Genomic DNA, 13,029 nt, shown 5'->3' with positions numbered 1-13,029 from the left:
ACTGGTTTCTAGGTTTACTTTACGGAGATACTCATGGCGGATGATCGGTGACTGATGACTTAATTACTGTTTCATCGGGTTCTTACTATACACTGTAAAATCTTTTTCTTCAGTTAAAACACCGTTTTCATAATACTTCCAAACTCCGTGTTTTTGGTCATTTCTGTAGGCTCCTTCCGCTAACATTTGTCCTGAAGCATTAAAATATTTTGACATCCCATTAAGGGCATCATTTTTATACAAAAATTCTTTGATCATTACACCTTTCTCAGAAAACACTTTAGAAACACCTTCCAACTTTCCATTGCTGTAATGCGATTGTTCTGCCACCTGCCCATTTGGATAAAAAACCTGTCTTTCCCCTTCGAGTTTTCCTTGGTCGTTGTAATATTCAACCGTCATAATTTCCTTAGTTTTATTATGGTAATACAGCCATTTTCCAACAAACAATTGGTTGATCATATGCCCTTCGCTAATTAACTTCCCTTTAGAAGAATAGAATTTTACGAGAATATCATCGCTCTTAGCGTCAAATTCTCTTGTAGCACTTAAAACACTCTTTTTGCCATCCAATTTATAGAATTTGAAGAGGCCAATTTCCTTGCCGTGCTCAAAATGGCCTTCGTACCGAGGTTGATCCGTATTATCAAAGGTTTTCCGCCATTCGCCATGCCTTTCACCCTTATCATCAAATTGATTGACAGCATTTTGAGCACTCAAAGTCGTTAAAAATACTGTTAAAACTAGTGAAAACAATATATTTTGTTTAATCATTTTTTAATTTAGTTAAACAAACTAATAATAGATATTAGTTTAATGTCGAACAAATAAACTCAAAAAAATGAAAATTATTTCAAAAACCTTAAAGATTTTACCCTTATTGCTACTGGCGATTGGCTTTCAATCTTGTAGTAGTGACGATGACAACAATATGCCTCAAGAGATGGATATTGTTGAAACAGCAATATCATCTCCCAACCTCAGCAGCCTGGTGGCAGCATTACAAGCAGCCGACGGAAATTTAGTAGGCGTTTTAAGCGGCGATGGCCCGTTTACAGTTTTAGCGCCAACCAATGCTGCATTTCAAACTTTCTTAACGGATAATGGTTTCGCAAATTTAAGTGATGTTCCTACAGATGTGCTATCTAACATTTTATTGAACCACGTTATTGCGGGAGAAGTTTCGTCTAATGCGCTAGTGGATGTCGAACAAGGTTATGCCAATACAAGCGCTAAAGGGCCTATGGACAAAAACCTCAGCTTATATTTTGATGCCACCAATGGTGTAAAATTTAACGGGATTTCTGCCGTCACAACAGCAGACATTACCGCATCTAACGGTACGATTCACATTGTGGACGCTGTTATTGGATTACCAACGGTAGTTGATTTTGCATTGGCAAATCCTGCCTTATCAAACTTGGTAGCCGCCTTACAATCTGCAGATTCTCAAACGCCCTCACCAAACTTAATTCCCACATTATCAGGAAACGGTCCTTTTACAATATTTGCACCAACAAATGATGCCTTCACCTCACTGTTAAATGAGCTTGATCCAACAGGCAACACCACCTTAGGCGATGTATCACCAGCAACAGTACAAGCAATTCTAACCTATCACGTCGTAAGCGGCAATGTAACTTCTGATGCTATTCCAACGGGTGTAGTGCCAACATTGGGAGGTGACGTGACAATCAATGCCTCAAATTTGACGATTACGGACCCTAATAAAAGAGTAAGCAATATCATTCCTACCTTAGTAGATATCCAAGCTATCAACGGTGTGGTTCACGCTATTGATAAAGTCATCTTACCATTACAGTAATAAAGCCATTTAGAATCTAGTTTCTAAATATATTGATTAACAGCAAAAATGCCTCTGAAATTATCAGAGGCATTTTTTATTTATAATAGAAAGCGTTTAACGTTTTCCTTGTCTTTTTTGTTCTTCAGCCTGCTCCATCATTTCTTTCATCTTCTTCTGGAACTTACTTTCCTTCTTTGGCTTGGCTTTATTCACCTGAATCTGCGCATGGATCTTCTCTTCATCCAAAATAAAATTCTTGATTACCAACATAATGCCAATACTGATTAAGTTAGAAATGAAATAATACAAACTCAATCCAGAAGCATAGTTATTAAAGAAAAATAACATCATGATTGGTGAGAAGTAAATCATATACTTCATCATTTTTGCCATATCTGGCATTCCTTCTTGCGTTGGTTGTGATGCCATTTGTTGCCCAGTAGTCATTCTCATATAAAAGAAAATAGCAATGGACGCCAATATCGGAAACAAACTGACGTGATCGCCATAAAATGGAATTTTAAACGGCAGGTTGGCAATGGTATCATACGACGATAAATCATCTGCCCAAAGGAAACTTTTCTGACGGATATCAAAAGCCGATGGGAAAAATTGGAAGAGCGCATAGAACACTGGCAACTGAATCAAGGCTGGCAAACATCCACTTAGCGGACTTGCGCCAGCTTTGGACTGCAATGCCATAGTTTCTTGCTGAATCTTAAGCTTGTTGTCTTTATATTTTTCACGAATCGCATCCAATTCCGGCTTAATGATTTTAAGCTTCGCTTGAGAAAGGAATTGTTTATACTGCACAAATGACAAACATATTTTGATCAAAATGGTCATTACTACAATGGCAATTCCATATGACATATAAGATCCTAAAAATCCGAATAAAGGAATAAACAAGTAACGGTTGATCCATCCAAAGATACCCCAGCCCAGTGGCAGAACTTCATCTAAATTTCTATTATAAGAATTCAAAATTTTATAATCACTAGGACCGTAATAAAGATCCATGCTCTTATTAATTTCACCTCCTTCAAGCTGCAATGGCAGTTTACTGGTAAAAGCTTTCGTGAAAATCGTATCTATATCTTCATCCTGAACTAGGTTTTTTGAGGTAAAAAATCCATTTTTAAAGGGCTGATCAGCTAAAAGAATTGAGGTGAAAAAATGTTGTTTTCCTGCTATCCAAGTCACATCCTTAGCCGTATCATCAGTAGAATCCTGCTGACCTAAATAATCATCCTTACCACCTTCATATTCAAAAATAAGCTCAGTATACCGGTTTTCATAGGAGACACTTTTGGCATAGCGATAGGTTTTGATGTTCCAATCGAGATTCACTTCCTGTGAACTATTGATGACATCATTTAAACCTTGAGATCTTACATTGAAAGCAAACATATAATCGTTTGGCTTCAATTCATAACGGTACTCCAAAAACTTGTTTTCAGAAACCTTAAGTTTCATTGAGACCACCGTACTCTCTCCACTTTTGGTTACTGTTGGTTCAAAATAAAGATCTTTAGTGTTTAGATTTCTGTTATCCGTAGTAGAAAAAGAAATATTAAAAAGTGCATTCTTATCTTTAATGAGATAGATAGGCATGGAGTCATGAGATACGAACTTTTTAAGTCTTACTTCTGATAAGTATCCACCTTTATTGCTGAATTTTAATTCTAATAAATCAGTCTCAACCAACGTCTCTTTATCTGTAGCTGATGGGAGGGTTGATGCATAAGCAAAAGCACCCAGTTTATTCTTTAACTCTTCTAGCTTTATGGAATCCATAGCTGTTGTATTGGAATAATCGTCAGCATTTGTGACAAAAGTATCCTTTTCAACAGTGGCTTTTTTCTCTGCTTCTACTTGTGCTTGTTTCGCTTGTTCTTCAGCTGCAAGCTCCTCTGGGGTTGGTTGGTTCTGCCAAAGCATGAACAACAATATTCCGAAAATAAGAACGAATCCTATTATGGAATTGAGATCAAATTTTTTTTCTTCCATTTATTTATGTTCAAAACCTACCTGTTGTTACTACCTGTAAGTTCTTATTAAATTGGTAATTAGTTTTTATTAAATATGCTGTGTGAGTACAAAAATGTAACCAAACTTAGTTTTGTGCCATAGTGACACGGTTTTCATCGTTTTTATAATTAACTGCTGCCTTTACAAATGCCACAAACAAAGGGTGTGGATTAGCAACGGTACTTTTATATTCAGGGTGATATTGTACGCCAACAAACCAGTTATGTGAAGGAATTTCAACTATTTCCACCAATCCAGTTTCTGGATTCAATCCGGTAGCTTTCATGCCAGCGTCTTCAATTTGCTTTTTATAGGCATTGTTAAATTCATAGCGATGGCGATGACGCTCTAAGATATCTGTAGTCTGGTAAACGTCTTTAGCAATGCTACCTTCCTCAATACGGCAGGCCCACGCGCCAAGACGCATCGTTCCTCCTTTATCTGTGATGTCTTTTTGAGATTCCATTAAATCAATAACCGGATCAGACGTATGCGGATTCATTTCAGTAGAATTGGCGTTTTTTAAACCCAAAACATTTCTTGCATATTCTATTACTGCCATTTGCATTCCCAAACAAATACCCAAAAATGGAATATTGTTTTCTCTGACAAACTTCACGGCCTCAATTTTCCCGTCCACACCACGTTCCCCAAATCCTGGAGCTACTAAAACGCCGTCTAAATGAGCGAGTTCTTTTGCTGCGCTTTCTACTGTTAAGTTTTCAGAGTGGATTGGTTCAACTTTTACTTTTACTTCGTTTTCAGCACCTGCATGGATAAACGCTTCTAAAATAGATTTGTAAGAATCCTGTAATTCTACATATTTACCAATCAGACCAATGGTCACTTCACTCTTTGGGTTTTTCAATCGCTTTAAGAATTGATTCCACTGCGTTAAATCGGGGGCATCACTTTGAAGATTTAATTTTTTAAGCACCACTTTATCCAAGCCCTGCTCCAACATTAAATTAGGCACGTCATATATTGTAGAGGCATCAATAGATTGAATGACCGCTTCTTCACGCACATTGCAAAACAACGCCAATTTACGACGTAGATCTGCCGGCAACTCATGTTCTGTTCGGCATACTAAAATATCTGCCATCACCCCACTTTCCATTAAGGTTTTGACACTATGTTGGGTAGGTTTTGTTTTCAATTCTCCTGCGGCCGACAAATATGGTACTAAGGTTAAATGTATGACGATGGCATTATGCTCTCCAAGATCCCATTTTAACTGACGTACTGCTTCAATATAAGGTAAGGACTCTATGTCACCTACCGTTCCTCCTATTTCAGTAATGACAATATCAAAATCGCCAGATTTTCCAAGAATCTGGACTCTGTTTTTGATTTCATCAGTAATGTGTGGAATAACCTGAACGGTTTTACCCAAAAACTCACCGCGACGTTCCTTTTCAATAACACTTTGATAGATACGGCCTGTGGTAACGTTATTGGATTGACTTGTAGTCACATTTAAAAAACGCTCATAATGGCCCAAATCCAAATCGGTTTCTGCGCCATCATCAGTGACGTAGCATTCCCCATGTTCATACGGATTCATTGTACCCGGATCAACATTAATATAAGGGTCTAATTTTTGGATGGTGGTTCTGTAACCTTGAGCCTGAAGTAATTTTGCCAAGGAAGCGGCAATAATGCCTTTCCCTAAGGAAGACGTTACTCCTCCTGTGACGAATATGTATTTTGTAGTCGTTGTCATGTTGCGCTGTTAAACGCAGGCAAATTTACAAAATTTAAATAGTTATTATAGCATCTAATTTTAGTTATTTAAGAAGGCAGACAACAGCTACAAACCAGCCACAAAACACTTATAATCATAGTATTAGTAACACTTCATGTTTATAATAAATTTATGCAATTTGAATTTCAATAAACAAAAAAACCTACTTCAAGGTTAAAACTCTTGAAGTAGGTCCGTATTTTTTACTGATTTTATACTAGTCTATCTTTTTGTCGTCTTTCTTGATTTCAAAATTATCAAAATCGCCACCATTCACCACCGTCCAATTTTCATAATTCTTAAAATATTTTTTAATCACCTTATTGACATCTTCAACAGTTAGCTTTTCGACTTGTTTTTCAACATTTTTTTGGAACATCATGTCTCTGTCCAAGTATAAATTAGTACTGATAACTCTTGCCAATTCATTATCTTTAGCTCGAGACACATTTTGTTCCTGAACCCAGCCACTCACAGCACCTTTTAGCTCCTCTTCAGTAATTCCTTCAGCAATATATCGTGATATTTCCTCTTTGAAACCCTGTTGTACCTTTTCTGCATTTTCCGGTGCATAAATGGCATAAATGTACATGGATGAATTCTTATCATCCTTATTATTATCCAAACTAACATTGCCTCCTGCACCGTAGCTCACCCCATCCTTTTGTCGCAATCGACCTGCAATACGAGAGTTCAAAAACCCACCGCCAAATATTTCTCCGGCCACTTGTAGCGCGGCATAATCATCGTCATATTCGCTACCTTCAAAGGATATAACACCCAAGGTGAATGCGTTTTTCTTGTCTGGAGTTAGAATTTTTTCATTTGCTGGTTGGTTCTTCTGAAACTTGTTACTGATTTCCGTATACGATTTATCTGATTTGAAATCGGCATAAGTGTTATCAAAGTAAGTTTCCACTGCAGCTACATCCATATTACCAATTGCGACTACAGATGAGCTTTTATTAACCCCATAAAAGTCTTTATAATACTGTTGCAAATCTGCCACATTCACAGCTTTTATGGCAGCAATTTCCTCGTCCAAAGTCATGCGGTATAAAGGATGGCCCTTTTCGAAACGGTTGTTCAGCAGCCCTATTTGTCTTGAAACCACAGATTGCGGTTCGGATTTGCTCTCTTCAAGACTGGCCAAATCTTGGGTTTTCAATTTTTCCAATTCGGTGGGATCAAAGGTAGGATTCTTCAACATATCGGTCATCAACGCCAAGGTTTCCATGAGGTTTTCTTCTGTACTATTCACTGATGACGTAACACGCCCGTTAGATCCACTAAAATAAACTGAAGATTTTAAAGCACTCAACTTATCCTCAATATCCTGTCTGGATTTCGTTTTAGTTCCTTTATTCAGCATTTGGGCAGTATATTTTGCCGCAAGTCCCTTGTTCATCAACTGCTCTACATTTCCTGAACGCATGGTGAACGTGAGATTAACCGTTTTACCACGATTGTCTTTTTTGATCAATCCATATTCAATGTTGCTATTTGATAAAGTTCCTGACTGCAAGGTGTTTTGAATATTTTCATAGGACACATCAAAAGCTTCACCGGCATCCATGGCTTCTTTTCCTTTGTAATTTGCAACTAATTCATCAACATTTTCTGTATGAGGAATACCAATACGTACTGGGTTTTTGGTAGGGATAAAATTTCCAACGGTTCTGTTGGTAGGAATAAGATATTTTTTAATGGCTTCATTCACTCTATCAACGGTCATTTCTTCAATACGATCTCTATAGATGAATGCCAAGCGCCAATCTCCTGCTCCTATGAATTCGCTCATAAAAGTTCCCAAATAAGAGGAATTTCTAAAAACTTGATCCATCTGTTTTAACATATTGGCTTTTGCGCGATTCAATTCTGCTTCCGTAATCAAGTGATCAGCTAAATTATCTAAAGTGGTCAGGAGAGTGGTTTCTGCTTCTTCCAAAGACTTCTCAGATGGCACATCTACATTGATATATAAAAAGGATGGCTCCTTTGTGAATGGCGTAAAAGACCAAATGCCAGATGCTTTTTGGGTATCAACCAAAGCTTTATACAATCTGCCGGAAGGCTCATCAGTCAAGACGAGTTCAGCAATGGTCAATGCCGCTGCATCTTCATGAGATCCTGCGGGCACGTGATAAAGTGCAGACACAATTTGCAAATCACCTACCCGATTTAATGTCACGCGTTTCTCGCCATCTTGTGCTGGCTCAATAGTTGGGTTATCCCTCAACTTACCCTCTGGATTTTTAATAGGCCCGAATTTTTCCTCAATCAATGCCAACGTTTTTTCGGTGTCAAACTTTCCTGTCACCATTAAGATGGCGTTATCAGGTCGGTAATATTTCTTATAAAAAGCCTGTAGGCTCTCAATGGGCACACGCTCAATATCAGATTTGTTACCAATGGTAGACTTTCCGTAGTTATGCCATAAATAAGCGGCACTGATTACCTTTTCCATTAACACACCGGTAGGTGAATTTTCTCCACTTTCAAACTCATTACGGACTACGGAAAATTCAGACTCCAAATCTTTTTTCGCGATATAGGAATTGACCATTCTGTCAGATTCCAAATCTAAGGCCCATTCCAAATTTTCATCAGTAGCATTAAATGTCTCAAAGTAATTGGTGCGGTCATACCAAGTGGTTCCGTTTGGTCTTGCCCCATGTGAAGAAAGTTCTTCCGGAATATTAGGGTGCTTTGGTGTGCCTTTAAAGACCATATGCTCCAGTAAATGGGCCATCCCTTTTTCGCCATACCCTTCATGACGTGAACCTACCATGTAGGTAATATTAACGGTAATGGTTTGTGCAGAGTGGTCTGGAAACAATAGTACTTTTAAGCCATTGTCTAGGCTATATTCTGTAATGCCCTCAACACTGGCTACTTTTTTGATTTGTGCTTGTGCAGAAAAAGACAGAAACAGAAACAATACTAAGGCCAAAGTAATTCTAAAATAACGCGTATCTGATTTCATAGTTTATTGATAAGTGATTCAGCTTAAAGGTATAACAAAAAACAAAACCATCGGTTTTATCGCAAATAAAAACACTAGGATTTATGAAATACATATTCCTTGAAACACTCAAAGCCTCAGTCTATAGCTATATATTTTAAGAACAATTTGACTTTTCAGAAGCACATCGGTAACATATTATCCGTATTTTTAAAATTCAAAATATAAAAAGAAAGCAAAATGTATACACAAAAAATGCTCAGAGATGATGCTTTAAAAGGAAAAACAATAGTGGTTACTGGTGGTGGCAGCGGATTGGGAAAAGCCATGTCCAAATATTTTTTAGAATTGGGCGCCAATGTTGCCATTACCTCACGCAACCTTGACAAATTAAAAACAACCGCTGAAGAACTTGAAAAAGAAACCAACGGTATTTGTTTGCCATTACAATGTGATGTTCGCAATTACGACGAAGTAGAAGCCATGTTGAAAGACGCCGTCAATAAATTTGAAAAAGTAGATGTTTTACTTAATAATGCGGCGGGAAACTTCATCTCTCCAACGGAGCGTTTATCGGCAAATGCGTTTGATACAATTATAGACATAGTTTTAAAAGGCACCAAAAACTGCACCTTGGCCTTTGGAAAACATTGGATTGACACCAAGCAAAAAAACACTTCTGTACTTAATATTGTGACCACTTATGCTTGGACAGGTTCCGCCTACGTGGTGCCAAGTGCTACAGCCAAAGCTGGTGTATTGGCCATGACCCGAAGTCTTGCCGTGGAGTGGGCAAAATACGGGATGCGATTTAACGCTATTGCTCCTGGACCTTTCCCAACCAAAGGTGCCTGGGACCGCCTTTTGCCGGGCGATTTAAAAGATAAATTTGACATGGCCAAAAAAGTACCCGTAAAACGCGTCGGTGAACATCAGGAATTGGCGAATTTGGCCGCCTATTTAGTTTCTGATTTTTCCGCATATGTTAACGGTGAAGTAATAACGATTGATGGCGGTGAATGGTTAAAAGGTGCCGGACAGTTTAATTTACTAGAAGCGATCCCTGAAGAAATGTGGGATCAGTTGGAAGCAATGATACGTTCCAAAAAAACTAAGAATTGAGGCAATCATGCAATCTCAACCCTATTTTGAATAGTTTTGAAACATTCAATAAGAATTAGAAATTCATATTCCATCTCAGCTAATTGACTGAAAACTAATCGCAAAATCGGGACATTTCTCAAGAGTTTGTGTTTTAAAATCGATGCCGTTTTGTTAACAAGTAACATTTTTTAAACCCACAAATAATTGTATTTTTACGGCCACTAAAAACCAGATCATTTAATGGGTAAAATCATTGCAATAGCCAATCAAAAAGGAGGTGTTGGTAAAACAACAACATCTGTAAATCTAGCCGCTTCCTTGGGCGCTTTAGAGAAAAAAGTATTATTGATAGATGCAGATCCACAAGCCAATGCATCATCGGGCTTGGGTATTGATGTGGAAGGTGTAGAAGTTGGTTCCTATCAACTTATTGAACATTCCGCCAAGGCAGAAGATTGCATCATATCTACAAGTGCACCACACGTTGACATCATTCCGGCACACATCGATTTGGTGGCCATTGAAATTGAATTGGTTGACAAGGAGGAACGTGAATACATGCTCAAAAAAGCAATTCACCACCTGAAAGATCATTATGATTATATCTTAATTGATTGCGCACCTTCTTTAGGACTCTTGACTTTGAACGCACTTACTGCTTCCGACTCGGTCATTATTCCTATCCAATGTGAGTATTTTGCGTTGGAAGGCTTGGGCAAACTTTTGAATACCATTAAAAGTGTGCAACGTATCCATAATCAGGATTTAGATATTGAAGGCATGTTATTGACTATGTATGATGCACGCTTACGCCTATCAAACCAAGTTGTTGAAGAAGTACAGAAACATTTTAGCGATATGGTTTTTGATACCATTATTCAGCGAAACGTGCGTTTAGGAGAGGCACCTAGTTATGGAGAAAGCATCATCAATTATGATGTGAGCAGCAAAGGCGCTGCCAATTATTTAAGTTTAGCGAAGGAAATTATTAAAAAGAACGATTAATGGCGAAGGCAACACAGAAACAAGCTTTAGGAAGAGGACTATCCGCACTTTTAAAAGATCCATCAAACGATATCAAATCAGTACAGGATAAAAATGCCGATAAAGTCATCGGTAATATTGTGGAGTTGGAATTGGAAGCTATTGAAATCAACCCATTCCAACCGCGAACCAATTTTAATGAGGAAACACTTAAAGAATTAGCATCATCAATTAAAGAACTAGGTGTTATCCAACCTATTACCGTCAGAAAGCTTGATTTTAATAAGTACCAATTGGTTTCTGGAGAGCGTCGTTTTAGAGCTTCTAAACTTATTGGATTGTCAACCATCCCTGCGTATATCAGAATTGCAAATGACCAGGAATCTTTGGAAATGGCTTTGGTTGAAAACATTCAACGTCAAGATTTAGACCCTATTGAAATTGCATTGTCTTACCAGCGGTTGATTGATGAAATTCAGTTGACACAAGAACAAATGAGTGATCGTGTAGGTAAAAAGCGATCTACAATTGCAAATTACCTTCGTCTTTTAAAATTGGATCCTATCATCCAAACAGGGATGCGAGACGGTTTTATTTCTATGGGTCATGGACGTGCCATTATTAATATTGAAGACCAATCGAACCAACTTGATATTTACGAAAAAATACTTACCAATAAATTATCCGTTAGGGATACGGAAGCATTAGTCAAAAACTACCATAATAAAAGTGACCACAAAGTTGACAAAAAATCGGAGCTCCCAAGCTATGTCAAAAACAGCGTAAAAGAATTTTCTGAATACTTTGGACATAAAATTAGCGTTAAAGTGAGCAAGAACGGAAAAGGTTCCATAAGCATTCCTTTCCATTCTGAAGAAGATTTTAACCGTATCAAAAAATTGGTTCAAAGTGCTAAATAGTCGTCTTTATACATCTCTTTTTATTTTATTATTTGCCTCTTTCTTCGGATTTTCGCAAATCCCTACAGATAGTATTTCTAACGACATTCCAGAAGAAATTTCCAACGACGTTAGTTTGGATAGCATCGTTAGAAAACCAATGAATATTTTAGCCCCCTCAAAAGCTGCTTTCTACTCGGCCGTTCTTCCAGGACTGGGACAAGCTTACAATAAAAAATATTGGAAAATTCCCATTGTTTATGTTGCACTCGGAACGGGTATTTATTTTTATTTAGACAATGACAAAACCTATGATCGCTATCGGGACGCCTATAAAAGCAGGTTGGCTGGATTTACCAATGATGAGTTTTATGGTGACGGCGCAGCACCTAGAGTTTCAACTGACGGACTGATTCGTGCACAAAACACATTGAGGCGCAATAAAGAGCTATCGTTGTTAATTACCATCGGAATCTATGCCCTCCAAATTATTGATGCCAATGTTGACGCACACTTACTACAGTATAATTTAGATGAAAATTTGGCCTTAAAACCTCATTTTCAATATAATGAACAGGAACAATCCACCAATTTGGGGATGACCTTGAATTTTAAATTTTAATTATGAAACGAGGATGCTAAAGATTTTAATATCCCTGAAAATGATTAACCTGCCTGCCGGACAGGGAGGTAGCGCACAGTACGGCTTTGCTGAACCTAGTCGAAGTAGATCCGTTATAAAGAAATAAATATAAACACATGAAAATTGGTCTTTTAGGCTATGGCAAAATGGGAAAAGCCATTGAGCAGATAGCCCTCAATCGCAAACATGATATCACCCTAAAAGTGGATAAGGATACTGAAACCTACGTTCTTGAGAATGTTGACGTTGCCATCGACTTTAGTACTACTGATGCCGCGGTAGCTAACATTACAAATTGTTTTAAACACAATATTCCAGTGATTTCAGGAACTACGGGTTGGCTGGAGCATTACAGCGACGTTGTGGCCTTATGTAAAGAAAACAATGGTACCTTTCTTTACGCCTCCAATTTTAGTTTAGGTGTCAATATTTTTTTTGAATTGAACAAAACGCTATCCAAATTAATGGCGAAACTTCCCGAATACAGCATCAGCATGGAAGAAATCCATCATACCCAAAAGTTGGATGCACCAAGTGGCACCGCCATTACGTTAGCAGAGGATATAATTAAAAACTCAAAATATGGCGCATGGACACTTGATGCTTCAAAATCAAAGGACTTGCATATCGAAGCCAAGCGCATTGACAATGTTCCGGGTACACATGAAGTGAGCTATACGTCCAAAGTAGATACAATTGACATTAAACATACCGCACATAGCAGAGAAGGATTTGCGTTGGGTGCCGTTATTGCTGCAGAATGGATTGCAGGAAAAAAGGGTGTTTTCTCAATGAAAGATGTGTTAAACATTGGTTAACTTATTGACCATTTTAGAATTACGATTTATC

At 37.8% G+C, this 13,029-nt stretch carries 10 protein-coding genes; 6 read left to right on the top strand and 4 right to left on the bottom strand.

The features are described 5' to 3' along the window. Positions 1-63: 63 nt before the first annotated feature. Complete coding sequence (locus tag G525_RS0107065) at positions 64-774, bottom strand: toxin-antitoxin system YwqK family antitoxin (RefSeq protein WP_027125534.1); 711 nt, start codon at positions 772-774, stop codon at positions 64-66. Between the two features lie 67 nt (positions 775-841). Between G525_RS0107065 and G525_RS0107060 the strand changes: the two genes are divergently transcribed. Continuing rightward, on the top strand, positions 842-1,825 hold the full coding sequence (locus G525_RS0107060) for a fasciclin domain-containing protein (RefSeq protein WP_027125533.1): 984 nt from the start codon (positions 842-844) through the stop codon (positions 1,823-1,825). A gap of 96 nt (positions 1,826-1,921) precedes the next feature. Here G525_RS0107060 and yidC read toward each other — a convergent pair whose 3' ends face one another. The 3 genes from yidC to G525_RS0107045 form a co-directional block, all read right to left on the bottom strand. Beyond that, positions 1,922-3,817, bottom strand: a complete 1,896-nt coding sequence (yidC, locus tag G525_RS0107055; protein ID WP_027125532.1) for a membrane protein insertase YidC — start codon at positions 3,815-3,817, stop codon at positions 1,922-1,924. A 106-nt stretch (positions 3,818-3,923) separates the two neighbouring features. Continuing rightward, positions 3,924-5,564 (bottom strand): CTP synthase, encoded by a 1,641-nt coding sequence (locus G525_RS0107050; protein ID WP_027125531.1) that lies wholly within the window; start codon positions 5,562-5,564, stop codon positions 3,924-3,926. A 238-nt stretch (positions 5,565-5,802) separates the two neighbouring features. Then, positions 5,803-8,571 carry a M16 family metallopeptidase gene (locus G525_RS0107045; RefSeq protein ID WP_027125530.1) on the bottom strand — a complete coding sequence of 923 codons (2,769 nt, stop codon included), beginning with the start codon at positions 8,569-8,571 and terminating at the stop codon, positions 5,803-5,805. 219 nt (positions 8,572-8,790) lie between these two features. Here G525_RS0107045 and G525_RS0107040 point away from each other — a divergent pair, with 219 nt between their 5' ends. The 5 genes from G525_RS0107040 to dapB all read left to right on the top strand — a co-directional run bounded on the left by G525_RS0107040 (position 8,791) and on the right by dapB (position 12,998). Continuing rightward, on the top strand, positions 8,791-9,672 hold the full coding sequence (locus tag G525_RS0107040) for an SDR family oxidoreductase (RefSeq protein WP_027125529.1): 882 nt from the start codon (positions 8,791-8,793) through the stop codon (positions 9,670-9,672). A gap of 222 nt (positions 9,673-9,894) precedes the next feature. After that, positions 9,895-10,659, top strand: a complete 765-nt coding sequence (locus tag G525_RS0107030; RefSeq protein ID WP_027125528.1) for a ParA family protein — start codon at positions 9,895-9,897, stop codon at positions 10,657-10,659. Then, a complete protein-coding gene (locus tag G525_RS0107025; RefSeq protein ID WP_027125527.1) occupies positions 10,659-11,558 on the top strand; it encodes a ParB/RepB/Spo0J family partition protein in 900 nt (299 codons plus the stop codon). Before G525_RS0107030 ends, G525_RS0107025 begins: the two co-directional genes overlap by 1 nt. Next, positions 11,548-12,159 carry a DUF5683 domain-containing protein gene (locus tag G525_RS0107020; RefSeq protein ID WP_027125526.1) on the top strand — a complete coding sequence of 204 codons (612 nt, stop codon included), beginning with the start codon at positions 11,548-11,550 and terminating at the stop codon, positions 12,157-12,159. The genes G525_RS0107025 and G525_RS0107020 overlap by 11 nt, the downstream gene beginning before the upstream one ends. A gap of 137 nt (positions 12,160-12,296) precedes the next feature. Next, a complete protein-coding gene (gene dapB, locus G525_RS0107015; RefSeq protein ID WP_027125525.1) occupies positions 12,297-12,998 on the top strand; it encodes a 4-hydroxy-tetrahydrodipicolinate reductase in 702 nt (233 codons plus the stop codon). Positions 12,999-13,029: the final 31 nt, after the last annotated feature.

Source organism: Gelidibacter mesophilus DSM 14095 (assembly GCF_000423005.1).
GTDB classification, from domain to species: Bacteria; Bacteroidota; Bacteroidia; order Flavobacteriales; family Flavobacteriaceae; genus Gelidibacter; species Gelidibacter mesophilus.
Note: the sequence above shows the minus strand (reverse complement) of the source record. Positions and strands in the feature narration are given on the sequence as shown.